Annotated in this window: 17 protein-coding genes; 6 read left to right on the top strand and 11 right to left on the bottom strand. The window is 34.3% G+C overall.

The genetic code is table 11. The annotated features are described in order from the left end of the window. Positions 1–574 precede the first annotated feature (574 nt). On the bottom strand, positions 575–2461 hold the full coding sequence (gene dnaG, locus C7377_RS01595; protein WP_116495592.1) for a DNA primase: 1887 nt from the start codon (positions 2459–2461) through the stop codon (positions 575–577). 144 nt (positions 2462–2605) lie between these two features. Here dnaG and C7377_RS01600 point away from each other — a divergent pair, with 144 nt between their 5' ends. Together C7377_RS01600 and C7377_RS01605 are read left to right on the top strand one after the other, a co-directional pair. After that, positions 2606–3136, top strand: coding sequence for a DUF4252 domain-containing protein (locus tag C7377_RS01600; RefSeq protein WP_116495593.1), 531 nt, complete (start codon positions 2606–2608; stop codon positions 3134–3136). Beyond that, entirely contained in the window at positions 3136–4065 is a 930-nt protein-coding gene (locus C7377_RS01605; RefSeq protein WP_116495594.1) for a hydrogen peroxide-inducible genes activator, read from the top strand. Before C7377_RS01600 ends, C7377_RS01605 begins: the two co-directional genes overlap by 1 nt. 11 nt (positions 4066–4076) lie before the next feature. Here C7377_RS01605 and C7377_RS01610 read toward each other — a convergent pair whose 3' ends face one another. From C7377_RS01610 to C7377_RS01635, 6 genes are all read right to left on the bottom strand, one after another. After that, positions 4077–5189, bottom strand: a complete 1113-nt coding sequence (locus C7377_RS01610; protein ID WP_116495595.1) for a DNA helicase PriA — start codon at positions 5187–5189, stop codon at positions 4077–4079. A gap of 25 nt (positions 5190–5214) precedes the next feature. Next, on the bottom strand, positions 5215–6348 hold the full coding sequence (locus C7377_RS01615; RefSeq protein ID WP_116495596.1) for an SPFH domain-containing protein: 1134 nt from the start codon (positions 6346–6348) through the stop codon (positions 5215–5217). A 34-nt stretch (positions 6349–6382) separates the two neighbouring features. After that, complete coding sequence (locus C7377_RS01620) at positions 6383–7099, bottom strand: TapB family protein (protein WP_116495597.1); 717 nt, start codon at positions 7097–7099, stop codon at positions 6383–6385. Positions 7100–7127: 28 nt separating this feature from the next. Beyond that, complete coding sequence (locus C7377_RS01625) at positions 7128–8459, bottom strand: OmpA family protein (protein WP_116495598.1); 1332 nt, start codon at positions 8457–8459, stop codon at positions 7128–7130. Between the two features lie 186 nt (positions 8460–8645). After that, positions 8646–9425, bottom strand: coding sequence for a class I SAM-dependent methyltransferase (locus C7377_RS01630; RefSeq protein WP_243408284.1), 780 nt, complete (start codon positions 9423–9425; stop codon positions 8646–8648). A gap of 7 nt (positions 9426–9432) precedes the next feature. Continuing rightward, positions 9433–9771 carry a cupin domain-containing protein gene (locus tag C7377_RS01635; RefSeq protein ID WP_116495599.1) on the bottom strand — a complete coding sequence of 113 codons (339 nt, stop codon included), beginning with the start codon at positions 9769–9771 and terminating at the stop codon, positions 9433–9435. A gap of 275 nt (positions 9772–10046) precedes the next feature. Between C7377_RS01635 and C7377_RS01640 the strand changes: the two genes are divergently transcribed. Further along, positions 10047–10316 (top strand): co-chaperone GroES, encoded by a 270-nt coding sequence (locus tag C7377_RS01640; protein ID WP_116495600.1) that lies wholly within the window; start codon positions 10047–10049, stop codon positions 10314–10316. A gap of 25 nt (positions 10317–10341) precedes the next feature. Next, complete coding sequence (gene groL / locus C7377_RS01645) at positions 10342–11979, top strand: chaperonin GroEL (RefSeq protein ID WP_116495601.1); 1638 nt, start codon at positions 10342–10344, stop codon at positions 11977–11979. A 78-nt stretch (positions 11980–12057) separates the two neighbouring features. On the opposite strand, the gene C7377_RS01650 is transcribed toward groL, so the two are convergent. The 3 genes from C7377_RS01650 to C7377_RS01660 form a co-directional block, all read right to left on the bottom strand. Next, positions 12058–14706 (bottom strand): AsmA-like C-terminal region-containing protein, encoded by a 2649-nt coding sequence (locus C7377_RS01650; protein WP_116495602.1) that lies wholly within the window; start codon positions 14704–14706, stop codon positions 12058–12060. Between the two features lie 141 nt (positions 14707–14847). Next, on the bottom strand, positions 14848–15279 hold the full coding sequence (gene rpiB, locus C7377_RS01655; RefSeq protein WP_116495603.1) for a ribose 5-phosphate isomerase B: 432 nt from the start codon (positions 15277–15279) through the stop codon (positions 14848–14850). A 594-nt stretch (positions 15280–15873) separates the two neighbouring features. Next, the gene (locus C7377_RS01660; protein WP_116495604.1) at positions 15874–16773 is read right to left on the bottom strand and encodes a S66 peptidase family protein; all 900 of its coding nucleotides are present in this window, start codon (positions 16771–16773) and stop codon (positions 15874–15876) included. A 251-nt stretch (positions 16774–17024) separates the two neighbouring features. Here C7377_RS01660 and C7377_RS01665 point away from each other — a divergent pair, with 251 nt between their 5' ends. Next, positions 17025–17717 (top strand): RluA family pseudouridine synthase, encoded by a 693-nt coding sequence (locus C7377_RS01665; RefSeq protein WP_116495605.1) that lies wholly within the window; start codon positions 17025–17027, stop codon positions 17715–17717. On the opposite strand, the gene C7377_RS01670 is transcribed toward C7377_RS01665, so the two are convergent. Next, positions 17714–18193 carry a cytidine deaminase gene (locus C7377_RS01670; protein WP_116495606.1) on the bottom strand — a complete coding sequence of 160 codons (480 nt, stop codon included), beginning with the start codon at positions 18191–18193 and terminating at the stop codon, positions 17714–17716. The genes C7377_RS01665 and C7377_RS01670 overlap by 4 nt on opposite strands. Positions 18194–18283: 90 nt before the next feature. Here C7377_RS01670 and rlmB point away from each other — a divergent pair, with 90 nt between their 5' ends. Continuing rightward, positions 18284–19027: a 23S rRNA (guanosine(2251)-2'-O)-methyltransferase RlmB gene (gene rlmB / locus C7377_RS01675; RefSeq protein WP_116495607.1), complete on the top strand. Its 744-nt coding sequence runs from the start codon at positions 18284–18286 to the stop codon at positions 19025–19027. Positions 19028–19067 lie beyond the last annotated feature (40 nt).

A 19067-nucleotide genomic window follows, 5' to 3' on the forward strand; every position in this document is an offset into this window, starting at 1 on the left:
TTATAGAATAGCGTTATATAAGAATTGGAATGCGAGTCACTTTTTTGAGTGATAATAGTAACGTGAAATGCTTCCCGGAGTTTATCCTGAGCAAAGCCGAAGGGTTCAACATGACAAAAAACGGCTGTCTTTCTGATTGCAATGAAGAAACCCACGCTAAGAAATTTTTCTTTATTATTCATTTTAGCTTGACCCAAAACGAATCAAAAACTCAAAACCCTGAGACTCTTCGCTCTGCTCAAAGAAACTATTGCAAAATAAATACGGACAAAGCCTGAACATTAGTCCCGATTGCAGTGGTTATCCTTTTTTGCGAAAGGAATTCGTGTGAAAGCAAAAAAGATTAAAATGAAAAGCGGGACTTCCCTCGCAAACACTGAAAACATAGCGCTCTATATAAAAAAACACCTCAAAAAAAGACTCCCCTAATGAAAAGAGAAGTCTTTCTGGTTTTAAATAACCACTAACCTAACTTATGAAATAAATACGAAGGGGAAAGATACAACCCTTATTCGTACAGTGCGAAAATAGTGACTATTATTCAAACTAAAAAGATGTTATTAAACAACCTTGTTCAGACAATAATTCTATTACCAATGATTTCCAGAACTTGTTTTTTGATAATATCAAGGTTTTTTTTCTCTTGAAGTAGCGAAAATAACTCTTGGTCGTCAGTGCATTGCGAGATTCTATCCATGATTTCTTTTTGTAATTCCTTGATTAATTTGAATTTGTACTGATAGACCACTTTAGGAACGATAGTAGCGAGACAATGTTCCTCCAATTCTATTTTATTTTTATTTTTAGTCCAAATTTGACTCAATTTATAAGGTTCGCTGAGTAAATCAAGGGCGAGCTTGGCAATTTCTTCATCAGGATGATCGCGGAAATACGTCTTAGGATGAAAATCATCATTATCCAGTCCTTTTTTAAAATCTTCCACAATTTGCTGATAAATAGGATTTGGGAAAACGATTTCGTCATTTTCCAACTCTTCCAAAATATAAGTTCCTGTAAGCAGTTGCTCATCAGAATTCTCAATCATATATTCTGTGCCGTAGTTCAGCAAGAGTCTCAACAAAGCTCTCTCTTCATAATCTTTATCACTTACCTCCTTAGGCTTTGCAATTTCTGGTTTCTGATAGGAAGTTTGTCCGCGTTTTTGAGCTATAAGTTTGCTTACTTGGTTGTATAAGACAGATTCTTGAATATCCAAGATGTTACTGCAACTTTTAATGTAAACAGAACGATTGATGCTATCGGGGATTACCGAAATGCTTCGTACAATTTCCCTAATGAGATTCGCTTTTTCAACGGGGTCATTTTTAGCATCTTTCAGAAGAAGTTTCGTTTTGAAATGAATAAAATCTTCTTCATTTTCTTTGATATATTCTTGAAGTTCTGTGGCGCTGTGTGACTTGGCAAATGAATCAGGATCTTCACCATCAGCAAGGAGCAAAACTTTGATATTCATTCCCTGCTCCAAAAGCATATCGATACTACGAAGCGATGCTTTGATACCTGCCGCATCACCATCGAAAAGTACGGTAACATTCGGCGTAAAGCGTTTGATTAAAAGTATCTGCCCAATGGTAAGTGCTGTTCCTGATGAAGCTACCACATTTTCAATACCGGCTTGGTGCATCGAAATCACATCTGTATAGCCTTCAACAAGAAAGCATTTATCCTGTTTTACGATACTCTTTTTGGCAAAATACAATCCATACAGCACTTTACTCTTATGGTAAATTGTGGATTCTGGAGAGTTCAAGTATTTAGCTGCTTTAGCATCATTTCTCAATATTCTACCTCCAAAACCTACTGTACGTCCTGAAACGCTATGGATTGGAAAAATAACTCTTCCTCTGTATTTGTCAATGAGTCCTTTCTTCCCCTCGATACTTAGTCCTGTATCTACCAAATATTTTTTTTCATAACCATCTCTCAGAGCTTGTTCAGAAAAAGAAGCCCAATCGTCTTTACAATAACCTAAATGAAATTTTTTGATAACCTCAGGTCTGAATCCTCGTTGTTTTAAGTAAGTCAAGCCCACACTCATTCCCTCAGTATCTTGATGTAAGGTTTCTTCGAAATACTTCTCCGCATAGGAAGTAACAATCATCATACTCTCCCGCTCATTTTTGGCAATACGTTCTTCCTCAGACTCCTCTCGTTCTACGATTTCAATGTGGTATTTTCTTGCCAAGAATTTCAGAGCTTCCACATAGGTCATTTGCTCATGCTCCATAATAAAATTGACAGCATTACCACCTTGTCCGCAACCGAAGCATTTACAAATCCCTTTAGATGGGGAAACGGTAAATGAAGGAGTTTTCTCATTATGAAAAGGACACAGACCGATGTAGTTCACGCCTCTTTTCTTGAGGGTAACAAAGTCAGAAACCACTTCTACAATGTCAGCAGTATCTAAAATTCGTTGTACGGTCTCTTGGGGTATCATTCTACAAAAGTAGCGAAACAAAACAAATTTTTATATAGATAATCTTTTGTATCTTTGAGTAAGAAATATATTAAATGGAGCTGTGAATTGTCTGATTTTGATTGTACGAATTGCTCCTTTTATAATCCACAACAAAAGAAATAAATGAAAAAAATCATCATTATATTATCTGTTGCATTTACGTTACTAAGTTGTGCGCCAAATATTTATCAAGTTTATGACAAGTATGACGAAGATCCAAGTTTACAACATACTAAAATAGACGGCAAACTGATGCAACTCACCAGTTTTATGATTCCGAAAGATCAAAAAGCAACTCGGTCACTAATAAAATCCATAAGCTCTGTAGATATTGTAAGCTATTCAGGAGAAAACAATATGAATTTTCAAAAAGATATCTTGAAGAGTCTTAAAAGAAATGGATATAGAGAAGTGATGAAAAATAGTAATCCTGAACAAGGCACTACTTTTTTTGTGAAAAAAGGACTAACTAGAGTGCGAGAATTTCACGTACTTAATTACGAGGATGGTGATGTCTCTGTTTTTTCAGTCAATGGGAAGTTCGCTATAGGAGATTTAGAAAAAGCATACCGATTGATAAAAAAACAAGAGGGAGTGAAAGATTTCATGGATAGTTTTGAATTGAAAGATAGGTATATTAAAGAAGATAACTAATGACATTACAACAATTACGATACATAGTAGCACTGGATAATTATAGGCATTTTGCTACAGCTGCTGAGAAGTGCTACGTGGCGCAACCAACGCTTACATTGCAAGTAAAAAAGTTAGAAGAAGAGCTGGGAACTATTATTTTTGATAGAAAAAAACATCCGCTTACTCCAACAGATTTAGGTGAGAAAATCTTACTAAAAGCTCGACAGATATTACGTGAGGCTGAAGGCTTGGAGTCCTTGGTCTCTTCGGATAAATTGCAAATGGAAGGACATTTTAATGTTGGCGTTATCCCAACAGTTGCTCCCTACCTAATGCCTTATTTCTTAAAAGAATTTTCTGAAAAGCACCCCAATACACATTTAGTCATCCACGAAATGCAGACCAAATCAATTATCGATGGACTAAATAGAAATACTCTTGATGTTGGTATTCTAGCAACACCATTGAAGGAGAAAAATATCAGAGAAATTCCTCTTTATCAAGAAGCCTTTTTGGTCTATAGTGACACAAATGATCCTTTGCACAGAAAAAAAGCTATTAAATACACGGATATTCAGTCTAATTGCTTGTTGGTACTTACTGAAGGGCACTGTTTCCGTTCGCAAGTACTGCAAATTTGTGGAGAAGAGCTGGGGGAGCATAAAGGGTTTACCTATCAAGTGGGAAGTATTGAGACTTTAAAGAGACTGGTTAAAGCTGGATTAGGATTTACTTTAGTCCCTGAGCTCTCTACTTTACATATCAAAGAAGATCAACCCTATTTGATTCGTTTTGAAGAACCACAGCCAACACGGGAAGTGAGTCTTGTTGTGCATCATAGTTTTTCAAAAGAGGCACTTTTAGATGCTCTTCGTGATTGTATTCAAGAGAATCTTCCTAATGTGGTAAAAAAGAAAAAGCATTTTGTAAGAGTGAAATGGCGCTAGGAAGCTACTACTTATTGCATTAAGAAATATGCAGTTATCATGAGTAGAATTGCTAGAAACACAGCAGCTATAACTTTCCATTTCGAATAGGGACGTTCTCCTGCAATAGCTCCTGTTTGTCCATTTACATAAAAGTGATATACTTTGCCTTTATATTTATAGGAACTGATGTAAACAGGCAACAGAATATGTTTGAACGTCTGCTCTGTAAGGTTTACCTTAATATCGCTAATTTGTTGTCTATCACCACCGATATCACGTTTTGCCCAAACACTAGCAATCCGTTTCGCTTCATGGACAGAGCTAAGGTGTGCATCTTTTAGAGGTATCGTATATTTTTGAGTTACAAATCCTGCCAAATATTCATTTCGGAAAGTCACTAAAGCATCTAAATTCCAATGACTGATGGATGGAGGTATGGTATTCTCCGGTTGCGAAGACGCTTTTATTAAGGTATCATCAATAAAGCCTTTGATATTTCCAGTGACATACTGCCAACGGATACGTCTTTCTCTTCGTTGCTCTGTCACCGTTTTTCCATCTCTCGTATATGTATAGGGAACAGTTACGTAATAATAGTCACCACGATGTCCTTCATAGTCAGCATATAGCCGGGCATCAAATGTCCAATAGGGAAGATACAATCCTTTAGTATATTGAATGTCTAAGCTTGCCTTTTTCAATTTATTTGGAGCAAGCCAAAGACCTTTTACCCACTTACTAAAAATTTGATGTGTTTTTTTGTTGTCTAATTGAAAAGGTAAAATAGCTCCCGGTAAAATCCATTGTTCTGTTTTAGCATCATCGATGATTAAAGGAGCTGCACAATAGACGCATTTCAGAGACTTGTAGCGTTCCTCAATATGCTGATTAGCGCCACAATTCCTGCATTCAATCATTGCAATTTCTTGAGAATGAGACTGTGACCCCATCTTTTCCAAATAGGGTTTTAGTTCCAATTCTAAGAACTTTACATTTTCATTATTCTTTAGGATTTTTTGCGTATATCCACAATATTCACACGAAATAGAAGGACTTCCAGGCAAGTATTTAAGTTCAGCACCACAGTTTTCACATGCCATTTTCTCATTCAACGGCACATTCCTGGGTTGCTTTTGATTCATTGTCAACGATATTTATATGAAAAACTTATTTTTTTGGTAGAGGTGGTGGTGTATTTCCCCCAAGAAATGATTTAAGCTCTTCTACATTCTTCAAAGGTTGCCAATCAGCCATTCCTTGCTTCCAAACCAAAGTCTCTTTATTCACGGTTCTATTCGCAAATAGCTTCTGCAATTGCTCAATTGTTACAGGTCCCTTTTGCTGGTTCTCACTGGCATAAAAATAAGAGGATTGCGAAAGAATCGGCGGAGGCGATACTTGAGTGCCAGTAGCTTGTGAAGCTGTAGCTACAGTAGGATTAGTCATAGAACCCGCCATCTGTTGTGCCAATACAAAACCCATACCCATACCCATACCCGCACCTGCAGTTCCTCCTTGATTCTGTGCAGCATCTTCAATAGCTTGTGCTGTTTTAAATTGGGTTAATTTATTCAAGTCTAATTTATCAATTCGAGTATATTCAAAGATTTCTTTTTTCAAATCCTCAGGCATCGACACATTTTCAATGAAGAATTTTTCTAAAGAAATACCCACAAAATCAAACTCTGGTTGCATTACTTCTAAACAGGTTTCGGATAATTCTGACACATTGGCAGCATAAAGCTCTATCGGAATATTTGCATTACCTACAGTATTCGTAAACTTTGTAGAAATGAGGCTCCTAAGATGTTCATTTATCTCAAAATTGGTGAAGTTGGGGTCTGTACCCACAATCTTAGTAATAAATTTGCCTGCGTCTTTTATTTTAAACGCATAAGTACCAAATGCCCGTATTTCTACTAATCCAAAACGTTCATCATTTAAGATAATAGGACTTTTAGTTCCCCATTTTTCGTTGGTAAATAGATGGGTGTTGACAAAATATACCTCTGCTTTAAAAGGACTATTAAAACCGTACTTCCATCCTTTAAGTGTGGTTAATATCGGTAGATTTTGCGTATCCAGTGTATAAGTTCCTGGCTGAAATACATCTGCTAACTTTCCTTCGTTAAGGAAAACCGCCATTTGTCCTTCTCTAACTATGAGTTTTGCTCCGTTTTTTATTTCATTTTGGTAGCGCTCAAAGCGATGCACCAAGGTATCATCACTATAATCAAGCCACTCAATAATGTCTATAAATTCGTGCTTCAGCTTCGTTTTAATTGAGTCAAAAAATCCCATCTTCTCTGTATAAATTGTTTATTGTAGGATAAAGTTAATAATTTACAGCTGTAAGTACATTGTAAAACAATAATTTTCCTTTTTTATTATAAACTTCTGTTCGGATAGGCAGGCTACCATCGTAATACCAATCTATAACTTTAGATTTAAATGTTAAAAAGGAAGTTTTCATAATTACATCACAACTAATCTTATGGCATTTATATGTTCCTGCTGGAGTCTCAACCTCTTCAATAGCAAGTACTTTTCTATTTGTTAAAGTACATTTCGTTTCCATTGGAGGTAGTAAACTATTGTCATGGGTTGTCGTAAATTTTATAAAAGCATCCTCCAAAGAGGCTCCTGCAGGAGTGTCGTTAATTGGAAGTTCCGCAGGATATTGTTCAATATCTATGGAAACATCTTTAGTTTCTTTATTCTTATCAAATGCTGCATTTATTTCTCCAGCTAAAGCATTAACATCCATATAGAATTTTCCATCTTGGCAAACGAATTTGAATTCCAAAGGATCACCTTTCTCTAGCTTATCCTTTTTATCATACGCTAAAGTCTCAGTTATATATATTTTCTTACCATCTTCTTGTTTGATTTCCTTAACTGTAGCGATTGATTTACCTGTTTTTTTACCTTTTTTGTTATAGCTGGTCACTTCCCAAGATGACCCAACTTTTAGTTTATCAGGACAAGTCTGGGAATAGGAGACAGTGCTGAATACTATTAGAGAGATAATTGCTAAAATAATTTTTTTCATGATATTTAAAGTTTTTGGAGTTAAATATTTAGAGTTTAGTGAATTCTACGCGTCGGTTTTGGGCTTTGCCTTCTGCCGTTTCATTAGTAGCTATGGGGTCGCTCTCTCCTTTACCAACGCACATTAGGTTGTTTGCATCAATTCCGAATTTCTCAACAAGATAATTTTTAACAGCAGTAGCTCGATCTTGTGACAATTTTTGGTTTGCACTATCGGAACCATCACTATCAGTATGTCCAATGATTAAGAACCGAGCATCAGGTGCTGACTTCATTGCTACGCCAATTTCATTTAAAATAGATGCTGAAGATGGTTCAATTTTATCAGAACCACTGCTAAATAAAATGTCATTTGTTGTAAACGCTCCTTTTTCTAATAACTCCTTCTCCACTAAACTTCGCTTGTCAATGCCAGACTCAGCGACAATAAAATTAGAAACATAAAAGGTATTCATCTTACTTTCCTCAGCACCACTTGTTGTTGCATTAAAGAAGAATGATTTTGCCATATAAGGTTTGAAACCACGTGGAGCGTCAACTATTTTAACGCCATCTAAATATAAACGGATTCGTTGATGATTGTTCACTGCAATCCCGACGTGTATGGGCTTGTCTAATGGACTAGTATAAGTCTTTCCAAATCGTCTATAATTATTTTCTCCCCTCATCCCAAACTCCAAAGAACTCTCATGCTTTTTACTACGGCTTCGTGAATTTATCATAAAGGCATAAGCACTCTTATCTGCAAGTACATAATCAAGTCGCTTAGGTTTTTCGTTGAAGGCAAAGGTCGCCATCCGGTAAGATATTGATGACGGAATAATCAAGTCAAACTCAATGGTAAAATTAGGTGGTAATGGTTTCGATAAATCTAAACTTACTACCGAGTTGGCAGGGATTTTCAACCACTTTTCATCATAACCTTTGAGTTTCTTTAATACACCACCTTGCTGCGAATTCCACTTTGCTGGAAAATCGCCTACGGCATCTTTACTGAAATCATCCTTATAAAGAATGATGTTTCCACGCTTAAAGTCAGTATCTGTGTCTTCCTCTTCTAAAGATGTTGTAGCCGTTTCTTCTAATCCTTGAGGAGGTATGTTTTCAGGTGGAATAGAATCAGGATAAACAGGATCGGGAAGGTTTTGAGGATTAGATCCGTCTGGATTTAATACAGTATCAAGTACATTAGCAGTCGTTTTGGAAGATTTTTTATAAACCTTATCTTCCGCAGTTCTAGAAACTCCTTCCTCTATGCCTTTTTTTACAGATTTCTTTATTTTTTTTAATAAGTGAGCTTCTGCATTTCCAGCAATAGAAATGGATAATAGAATAAGGATTATGAGTCTAATTGCTTTCATATCTGGGGTATTTATTAAATTATTAACGAAGGAATGATGATAATAAAACAATAATAACAACCAAGCCTAAAGATATGATTATCAAAATAGTAACAATTAGATAACATTAAAATACCCTAATCATAAAGATGCTTTAAATTAAACTATTCTCAAGTGCAAGCTATAACTTCAAATTAATAATGAGTGTCATAGTTTTTCTGCAACTATGGATATTGCCTGCATATGTTTTTCATTTTTCACAAAAGAAGCTCTCACTTCTTTGATACGTTTCCTAGCTTTTGCGTGAGTCAGCGTATTGAACCCAATCTTTAATGCTCTAAATAGTCCCTCATCGTTAATAATACGTCCAGGCTCTAATAAATGCATTGGATTGTAGGCAACTTTAACCAGCTTAAATCCTGCTTTTTCGAATAATTCAGTCCATTCTTTTGTAGTCAGTGGTCTTGCATTTACTTTAATTCCATGCGCCAAATCTTTCTGTATACCAAGTTTGATTTCCGGTGATATTTTGTCAGATTTCAAGGAAATCTCATGAACACCATAGCGTCCACCTTTCTTTAAGATCCGATAGGCTTCATTAATTATTTGCATTTTCTGCTTATCATTTTGCATTGTCAGCATCGCTTCTCCATATACTTTATCAGCACTGGCATCAGGAAGTTTGGTATCCATAGCATTTCCGATAATAATCTTCTGATTTTCTTTATCAAAGATATTTTTCAACCGATTGGCTGCTTCATCATTCAGCTCAACGGCAGTATATGTTTTAGGATTTTTCTTATTAACGATCTCAGCAGTAAAGCCCATTCCTGGTGCAAACTCAACGACCTCATCATCTTTGGTTATGTTGAGATTGTCAATCATTTTCTTAGTAAGTTCTTTACCTCCTGGTCTCAACACACGCTTTCCCATTCGTGCCAAAACCCAATGCCCGGGTGCTATTGTTATATCTGTTTTTGTATCCACATCTAAATTACTGTTTTGCAACTTTTATAACTCTATTTACTTGGTCTGATTTTGATAATGAAAGTCTAACAATACTATCTTTTAAGGCTTTTAAATTGTGAGGAACTCCACCTTCCAATGAAAGAATATCTCCTCGGTTAATTATATATTGTTCACCATTGACTCCAAAATCAATTTCACCTTCAAAAATTTCTACGGTTATAGGATAGGAGGTTTTATGTTCTTTCATTTCTTGACCTTCTCTCATAAGAATACGAACCTCTTTCGTGTTTTCAGTTTCGAACAACACAGAAATAGCAGGCTTATCGCCATAAGTCAAATTTTCTATTATTTTAGCTGTTTTCATTTTGGTATATTTTGAGTTAAACTTTTCAATTGGAACAAATATAAAAATAATAAAAGAATTTTTAGTCTTTTATTGTTAAATATACCTAGATGTAGGTATGTCTTAAATTACAGCATCATGACAAAATTTACACTGACATAATGACATTTTATAAGAAAGTTTTATAAGAAATTGTCAGAAAAAAACACTTGGCACAGATTGTGAAATAGGACAAAGCGTATCATAATTAGATACAAGAACAAGAAGATTATAATAATAATTAAAATAGTAGCAAAATGAAACTAAAAACCGTTCTTAACAAGATTATTGTTGAGCCTGTGGAGGCAGAAGCCAAAACAGCAAGTGGCATTATCATTCCTGATTCTGCACAAGAAAAACCACAAAAAGGTAAAGTAGTCGCTGTAGGTGCAGGAAAATCTGACGAGCCTATGGAAGTGAAAGAAGGTGATACTATTCTTTATGGAAAGTATGCGGGAACAGAGGTAGAGGTAGATGATAGAACCTATATGGTAATGTCTCAATCAGATGTTTTAATTATACTATAAAACAATCTTAAAAAATATAGACGAAATGGCAAAAGAAATAAAATTTAATATCGAAGCAAGAGATTTACTTAAAGATGGAGTAAATGCTTTAGCTGATGCAGTGAAAGTAACTTTAGGTCCTAAAGGACGAAACGTAGTTATAGAAAAGAAATTTGGTGCACCACATATTACAAAAGATGGTGTTACAGTAGCTAAAGAAATTGAACTTTCTGATGCTTATGAAAATATTGGTGCTCAAATGGTAAAAGAAGTAGCTTCTAAAACTGGTGATGATGCTGGTGATGGTACTACAACTGCCACTATTTTAGCACAATCAATCGTAAATGTAGGATTGAAAAACGTAACTGCAGGTGCGAATCCTATGGAACTTAAGCGAGGTATTGACAAAGCAGTAAAAGAAGTCGTTGATTACATCAAAAACAGTTCCGAAGAAGTTGGTGATAATTTCGATAAAATCAAACAAGTCGCTAAAATTTCTGCAAATAACGACGAAACTATCGGTTCTTTAATTGCTGAAGCAATGGAGAAAGTGAAGAAAGAAGGCGTAATCACTGTTGAGGAAGCAAAAGGTACTGACACTGAAGTGAAAGTGGTAGAAGGTATGCAATTTGACAGAGGTTATATCTCTCCATACTTCATTACTGAAGGAGAAAAGATGATTGCAGAGATGGAAAATCCATACATCTTGCTTTACGACAAGAAAATCTCTACCATGAAAGATTTGATGCCAGTATTGGAACCAGCTGCACAATCAGGTCGTCCACTGGTAATCATCGCAGAAGATGTAGATGGCGAGGCTTTAGCAACATTGGTTGTAAACCGTCTTCGTGGTTCATTAAAGATTGCTGCAGTAAAAGCTCCTGGTTTTGGAGACCGCAGAAAAGAAATGTTAGAAGATTTAGCAGTATTGACTGGTGGTGTTGTAATTTCTGAAGAAAAAGGAATGAAATTAGAAGGTGCAACACTTGACATGCTAGGTGAAGCTGAAAAAGTAACTATCGATAAAGAAAATACAACTGTAGTAAACGGTGGTGGCGATAAAGAAGCTATCGATTCTCGTGTTTCTCAAATCCGCACATTGATTCAAAACAGTACTTCTGATTATGATAAAGAAAAACTACAAGAGCGTTTGGCTAAGTTAGCTGGCGGTGTTGCTGTTCTTTATGTCGGTGCTGCTTCTGAAGTGGAGATGAAAGAAAAGAAAGACCGTGTAGATGACGCGTTAAGTGCAACACGTGCTGCTGTTGAAGAAGGTATCGTTCCTGGTGGTGGTGTTACTTACATCAGAGCTTTAGAGGCTATCAAAGACCTTAAGGGAGATACCGATGACGAAACTACCGGAATCGAAATCATTAAGCGTGCTATTGAAGAGCCATTACGCATTATTGCAAACAATGCCGGACAAGAAGGTTCTGTAATTGTAAATGCAGTGAGAAATGGAAATGATGATTATGGATACAATGCTCGTACTGGTGAGTATGTAAACTTAATGAGTGCAGGTATTATTGACCCAGCTAAAGTAACACGTATTGCTTTGGAAAATGCAGCTTCTATCGCAGGAATGTTATTGACAACAGAATGTGTTTTAGTTGATGAGAAGGAAGAAAATCCTGCTCCTGCTATGCCACCTATGGGTGGAGGCGGTATGCCAGGAATGATGTAAAATAATACATCCCATTATAAAAACGGAAAAGGAACGGCAATTTGTCGTTCCTTTTTTAGTACAAGTTATTTTTACAATTTATTTTTTCTCTTCGTTCTTTTTCAGAAGATTATTAAAAATATCTTTTACTCCTTCTTTAATAACGTCTTCTTTCTTAGGCTTCTTTTCCTCTGTAGCTGTATTAGATTTAGTACTATCAATACTATCAACTATAGTTGTCGCGGTTGTTGTCGTAGCGGAAACATTTTCTTTACTAGACTCTCCTCCTAATAGTTTATCAAAAACTTTATCTATAGCTTTTTCTTTCTGATTATTAATCAACTTAGAAGCTACATTCTTTACTGCTGATTCTAAATCTGTAGTAACTTGTGGATTTGAGAAACTACCACCTATGATTGCAGTGACCGGTACCGTCATATTCTGAGTCTCTGTCTTATTTCCCAACAATTTAGTAACCTCAGAACCAAGATATTTAGCGGGTACATTGAATACCATATTGTAATTCATCTCATTTTCAAAGCTATGTGTTCCACCTAATGATATATCAATATCACGGTATTTAAAATTAAATGGCTTTACATTTACTTTTCCATTTTCAAAAGTCAAGTTGGTCTTTAAATTATCTAAATTCAGTTTATTAAAATCAATAAAATTCAATTTATTATCAAGCAGTTGCATCGCTTTTGATTCATCAGGATTTAAACTTTTAGTTACAACTTGTGCAAAAGCTTCCCCAGCTATTGTAGAGAGTTTTGGCGATAACTGATTGTCTAAATAACCATTTAAATTGATTTCAGTATTTAATTTTCCATCAAAAATAGTAGCTATAGGAGCTAACTTATTGAGCATTTCTATACTATTTACTGAAGATTTAATATCAAAATCTTTAATGCCTAATTTCATATCAAAAGATGACTCTTTAGCTTTCGTATCGATACCTCCATTCAATGATAGAGTCCCGCCAAACATATTTGCATTTACATTGCGGAGTACAGCTTGTTGATCTTTTAATATCATCACTCCCGCTACATTAGCCAATTCAAGGTTATCATAAATAACCTTTTTAGCACTCACATTTGCTGTAATATCAAGGAATGAAGGAACTTTCAACTCACCTTCTGAAGCAGTGGATTCTTGGTCCTTATCTTTTGATGAAGTCTCAGTCTCTTGCACAAAATCACCTACTACAAATTTATTGGAATTTAGATTAAAGTTTCCTCTTAAGTTTTGATTATCCACAAGTAAAAATGCCAAAATATTATGAAGTGTTCCTGAAGCGTGCAAGTCTGTAGAGCCGGTTTTAGCATCAAAATTTTTTAATTGAACATGAGTAGGTTCCATTACTAATTCTGCGGTACTGATATGTAAAGGATTCATCATTTCTTTTGAATCAAACTCAAAATTATTGACTGTAAAAAAACCGCTTGTTTTGATTCGGCTAACTATATTCTTTTCAATCGCCTCCATATCGAACTGTGCTTCCAAATCAGCATTAACAAGACCACTAAGCTTATTTTTCATATCCAAAGGATATACCTTATCTATATGTGCTAAGTCAAGCTTTCCTTTTGCTTTACCATGAACTACAGGATTATTAGTCAAGTTGGTAATTCTTGCGGTTGCATCAACAGCATTTTCATCGATTTTAAATGCTAATCTTTTGATATCTACTAAGGTATTTTCAGTAATTCCTGTAGTATTTAATATTCGAGAATCAATATAAATATTTCTAATGCTTTTAGGTAATTCCGGGAATTTAAACGAAGCATTATTCGATTTTATACTGATATTCATTTTAGGAATATGTTTATCATCAACAATTCCGGCAATTTTACCATCTACCACGAAATCACCAGTAGTTTTTACATCTTCGATATTTTTCGCATAACTTTCTGGAACTAAAGCCAAGAAATTCTTAAAATCCGATGATGGTGTTTTAAAGCTGATATATACTTCTTGGTTACTTTCATTTACTTTTACGAAACCATCAAAAGTAAGTGGTAGCTGGTTCAGTTTCGCTTCATTTTCCAAAAAGGAAAACTTCATATTTTCTAAATCTAAGTCGAGCAAAGCATCAAGCTCGATAGAAACACTATCTAGATAGGATTGCTTATCCATAATAAAAGAAACAAAACTTTTAGTTTCGGTATCCAGTTTGGTAATTTTAGCAGATAAATCTCCTGAACCGGAATGATTAAAATCATTAAATAGTAATGTTATTCCATTTTCATCGATGTACGATATTTTAGAGTCATTAATCTCGTAACTTTTTATATTTACTGAAGCATTGCTATTTTCATCCTCCTTAACTGATTCTTCTTCATTATTTTTATCAATCGCAATATCATAGTTGGTTACTCCATTTTTATTAATGAATATATTCACCAATCCATGATCTACCGTAAAAGAATTTATACTTAATTTTTCGCCTTTAATAATGTCCATCAGAGGAACGTCAATAGCTACGCTCTCGCCATAGAATAAAGTATCTCCTTTAAATGGTTCATAATTTATAACAGCTAAATCACTTAACTCTACAGAGCCATTAGGAAAACTTCTGAAAAAGCTAAAATCTGCATCACTAAAGGTAACTTCTGCATTTACATTCTTATTGATTTCTTTTTTGACTATATCAATGATTTTACCTTCGAAAAGTATTGGAATTAAGAATAATCCTAATACAATGATAATAAGTAAAATACCGATAATTTTCAATGATTTTTTCATGACGATTTTTTGAATTTTAATTGAAGACTACTTAAGATTTTACTATCACTGCCAAATTTATGCCACGATAGTTTAATAGTACTAAAAAAGAGGTTATTACACAAAAATTTGTAAAACCTCTTTTAAAAAATCTGAACTATATTATGAACAAGCTATTTTATTAACTCTTCGTTCATGGCGTCCGCCTTCAAAATCTGTAGTAAAAAATACTTCTGTGATTTCTTCCGCTAATTCATAAGCAATAAATCGAGCAGGGAGTCCAAGCACGTTTGCATTATTATGCTGACGGGCTAATTCTGCCAACTGTTTACTCCAACACAATGCAGCCCTCACATTTTGATGCTTGTTAACAGTCATCGTAATACCATTCCCACTACCACAAATGACCACTCCTTTATCACAAACACCATCATCTATAGCTTTCCCCAACTGATGTGCAAAGTCTGGATAATCTACAGAATCAGTACCATTTGTACCAAAATCCGTCACATCAAATCCTTTATTTTCAAGGTATTTCTTTATTTTATCCTTATAACCTACTCCTGCATGATCAGCAGCTATTCCTATTTTCATAATTTTATTTTTTTGTTAATGAATTCCTTTTTAATGTTACCAAATTGTTAACGGATTGTGCATAAATAATCATAAGATTTGAAAAATATACTTGCTAAATTCAAATAAAAGTATAATCTAAATTTACTTTCATTCTATGCTGTTCAAAAACTACATTTTTACACAAAGTTCTTCCCGCTCTTATCCACAATAAAAAGACAAAATATAATCAAATTTTATACACAGTGTTAAGATATCAACATTGTTTATAACTTTTCTATTTATCTATATAGTAAGGATTTAATTTTATAATAAAGTGTAAATATACTCCATAATTCATTTCATATCAATATTTCAAAAAATATTCTGTAAAAGTTATTATTGTAATTCACAGCCTATATACATCATCATTTTTTCTTTTTAAATTTAAAAAAATAAATACATATAATAGTATAATGTGTATTGATAACTTCTTTGAAGGATTTACTCTTTTCTCTAAACGAATCTCTAACTTTGTAGTAACAAATTAAAACTAAAATTATGACTTCTTCCTACACTCCTAATTCTGTATTTTATAAGACTACTGAAATTGATTCTAAAAATATAAGTTTTATTCTATATGATCACAAAAGATTGATAATCAGAAACTTCAAGTTTGATATGTCTGCCAAAGAAAAGAGGGTAATTTTCTGAAATATGGCCTGCAGGAAAATCAAAAATTACTGGAAAGTCGTAGGAAGAAATGCAATCGTAAATGATTTGATGAATAGACTTTCCAAACTCCGGTTCGTAGTCAATATCTGTAAAACTACCAACTATCAATCCTTTTAAGCAGGATAAGCTCCCGGATAGTTTTAAAGAAGTCATCATCTGGTCAATTTTATGTATAGGTTCACCAACATCTTCAATAAACAATATTTTATTTTTCATCTCATAGCTAAAATCTGTACTCAAAATATTAAAAAATGTTGCTAGATTTCCTCCAATCAATTCTCCTTCGGTCTTGCCTAACTTAGTGAGTTTGTTTGACGTTATTTTATACTCTAACGATTCTCCAAATAGTGCTTTACGGAAATATTCTAGGGTTTGTTGAGATGTATCTTCTTTTGATAAGTTCACCGGCATAGGAGCATGTAGCGTTTGACATTTTAAAACGCGATTAAAATAGCTGTGAAAAACGCTAATGTCGCTAAAACCAATGAGCCATTTCGGATATTTTTTGAATTGTTCAAAACTCAATTTGTTGATAAGATGAATACAACCATAACCTCCGCGATTACACAAAATAGCTTTGGCTTCAGTATCATCCAGTGCCATTTGCATATCACTTAAGCGTTCTTCAATGGTACCAGAAAAACGGTAATATTCATCAAAACAATTAGGTGTAATTTTCACTTTCAGTCCCCAACTTTCTAGGATTGATACTGTTGGAATAACTTGCTCTTTAGAAATTTTTCCTGCTGGTGATACCAATATTATTGTATCTCCTTTTTGTAAATGATTCGGTTTTATCATAAAACATAAAAATATAAAAATTTTATAGAAAGTAGAGAAATTCTCTTATTTAATAAGGTTTAACACCTTTTTTAATAACTTAAGAAGTTTCTGCAATATATTTGTATCATAAAATAAAAAAATAAGTTTTTTCATAGTTTAGTAATTTAGTTTTAAGGTTTAGAACCCTATTCAGGACACTGAGTAGGGTTCTTTAGTTACTATAGATTATAAAGCAGTATCTTTGCATTAAATATCTAATGTGTAAAACAATGAAAAGTTTAGACGTATTATACGAAGACAACCATATCATAGCTGTTAATAAACCGGCGGGTGTACTTGTACAAGGTGATAAGACAGGTGATGAGCCGTTGTCAGAAAAAGTTAAGGCATATATCAAGAAAAAATATAAGAAACCCGGTGATGTTTATTTAGGAATACCTCATCGTATAGATCGTCCTGTGAGTGGAGTTGTTGTTTTTGCACGTACCAGTAAGGCTTTAACACGGTTGAATAAAATGTTTCAAGCCAAGGATAAAGAGATTCAAAAGATATATTGGGCTATTGTAGAAAACACCCCACGTGAAGATGAAGAAGTACTACAAAATTATCTTCGTAAAAATCCGAATCAAAATAAGTCATACGTTTGTGCAACGGCTAAAGATGGTGCTAAATTGAGTACTTTGGAATATAGGTTATTAGCACACTCACAAAAATATTTTTTATTGGAGGTAAAATTACATACAGGTCGTCATCATCAGATAAGATGTCAATTGGCAGCTATTGGAAACCCCATACGCGGTGACTTAAAGTATGGTGCTAAACGTTCTATTGAAGGAGGAGGTATCGGATTACATGCACGTGTGCTTAGATTTATACATCCTGTTAAAAAAGAGCCTATAGAAATTGTTGCTCCAGTCCCTAAAGAGAATATTTGGCAAGATTTACAACAAATCGTCGGTTAATCCATCGCAGACTTATCAAAGAAGAAAGGAAGTAAGAATTTCACATTAGGTATTACGATAATCTTTTTAGATCCGTATAAAATAACTGTGATGGGTTTATTGTATCTGTCTTCTGTTTCTAAAAGCACTTGCCGACAGGCACCGCATGGTGCTGCTGGATAAGGTAAAAATCCGTTAGTACTTTTGGCGACTATAGCAATGGCTTCTACACTGTTTTCCGGATAATTGGCATTGGCATAAAACATTGCTACACGTTCTGCACATAGACCAGAAGGAAAGGCTGCATTTTCTTGATTATTTCCAGTTATTACTTTATCATTATCTAAAAGAACAGCAGCTCCTACTTTAAAATTGGAATAATCAGCATAAGCATTTTCTGTAGCTTTTTTAGATGCTAAAACAAGCTTTTTATACGTTTCAGAAAGTTCGTTTTCTGAAGAATATTCTTGATAATCTAATTGAATTTTCTTTTCCATAATTCATTTGTACTTATTCAAATATAAGTGTTTCTTTTGGAAATCAATAAATTCGACCTACTTTTGCTATCAACAATAGAAAACAAAATCATGGAATCAAAACAAAAAGATGATTATATCTACGGTATTAGGTCCGTATTGGAAGCGATAGAAGCTGAGCAGGAAATTAATACCATTTTTGTAAAAGAAGGATTGAATGGAGAGTTAGCTAGTAAACTGATGGGTACTATTAAAAATTTAGAATTGAAGTACCAATATGTGCCAGTCCAAAAATTGGTTTCCTTAGGTGCTAAAAACCACCAAGGCGTTGTTGCGTCTATAGCACCGGTTAGATACCATGATTTAAAGGAATTGTTACCCCAATTATTAGAAGAAAAAGCGAATCCTTTAATTCTATTGTTAGATAGAATTACCGATGTTCGAAATTTTGGCGCAATTGCACGTAGTGCAGAATGTGCAGGTGCAGATGCTATTATTATTCCAATCCGAAATGCAGCAAAGGTTTCCGCTGATGCTATTAAAACTTCTGCTGGTGCACTATATACACTGCCTGTTTGCAGAGAGCTGAATATGAAGAAGACCGTAAAAAATCTTTTAAAGTCAGGTTTTAAAGTCGTGGCAGCAACTGAAAAAGCAGAACAATTATATACAGAGGTAGATTATAACTTTCCAACTGTTATAGTAATGGGTTCTGAGGATACTGGTATTGATGAAGAAATACTACGATTTGCAACAGAAGAAGTAGCCATTCCATTAAAAGGTAAAATTAGTTCCCTAAATGTAGCAGCTGCAGCTACTGTATTGCTCTATGAAGTCGTGAGACAAAGAGGATAATTGTTCACTTTGCAATAGTATTGCATAGAGTATTACTTAA

The sequence above is a fragment of the Balneicella halophila genome (assembly GCF_003096835.1).
GTDB classification, from domain to species: Bacteria; Bacteroidota; Bacteroidia; order Bacteroidales; family Balneicellaceae; genus Balneicella; species Balneicella halophila.

Excerpts from the sequence above, each read along its gene's own strand:
- dnaG (WP_116495592.1), bottom strand. The coding sequence starts at position 2,461 with ATGATACCCCAAGAGACCGTACAACGAATTTTAGATACTGCTGACATT.
- C7377_RS01600 (WP_116495593.1), top strand. The coding sequence starts at position 2,606 with ATGAAAAAAATCATCATTATATTATCTGTTGCATTTACGTTACTAAGT.
- C7377_RS01605 (WP_116495594.1), top strand. The coding sequence starts at position 3,136 with ATGACATTACAACAATTACGATACATAGTAGCACTGGATAATTATAGG.
- C7377_RS01610 (WP_116495595.1), bottom strand. The coding sequence starts at position 5,189 with ATGAATCAAAAGCAACCCAGGAATGTGCCGTTGAATGAGAAAATGGCA.
- C7377_RS01615 (WP_116495596.1), bottom strand. The coding sequence starts at position 6,348 with ATGGGATTTTTTGACTCAATTAAAACGAAGCTGAAGCACGAATTTATA.
- C7377_RS01620 (WP_116495597.1), bottom strand. The coding sequence starts at position 7,099 with ATGAAAAAAATTATTTTAGCAATTATCTCTCTAATAGTATTCAGCACT.
- C7377_RS01625 (WP_116495598.1), bottom strand. The coding sequence starts at position 8,459 with ATGAAAGCAATTAGACTCATAATCCTTATTCTATTATCCATTTCTATT.
- C7377_RS01635 (WP_116495599.1), bottom strand. The coding sequence starts at position 9,771 with ATGAAAACAGCTAAAATAATAGAAAATTTGACTTATGGCGATAAGCCT.
- C7377_RS01640 (WP_116495600.1), top strand. The coding sequence starts at position 10,047 with ATGAAACTAAAAACCGTTCTTAACAAGATTATTGTTGAGCCTGTGGAG.
- groL (WP_116495601.1), top strand. The coding sequence starts at position 10,342 with ATGGCAAAAGAAATAAAATTTAATATCGAAGCAAGAGATTTACTTAAA.
- C7377_RS01650 (WP_116495602.1), bottom strand. The coding sequence starts at position 14,706 with ATGAAAAAATCATTGAAAATTATCGGTATTTTACTTATTATCATTGTA.
- rpiB (WP_116495603.1), bottom strand. The coding sequence starts at position 15,279 with ATGAAAATAGGAATAGCTGCTGATCATGCAGGAGTAGGTTATAAGGAT.
- C7377_RS01660 (WP_116495604.1), bottom strand. The coding sequence starts at position 16,773 with ATGATAAAACCGAATCATTTACAAAAAGGAGATACAATAATATTGGTA.
- C7377_RS01665 (WP_116495605.1), top strand. The coding sequence starts at position 17,025 with ATGAAAAGTTTAGACGTATTATACGAAGACAACCATATCATAGCTGTT.
- C7377_RS01670 (WP_116495606.1), bottom strand. The coding sequence starts at position 18,193 with ATGGAAAAGAAAATTCAATTAGATTATCAAGAATATTCTTCAGAAAAC.
- rlmB (WP_116495607.1), top strand. The coding sequence starts at position 18,284 with ATGGAATCAAAACAAAAAGATGATTATATCTACGGTATTAGGTCCGTA.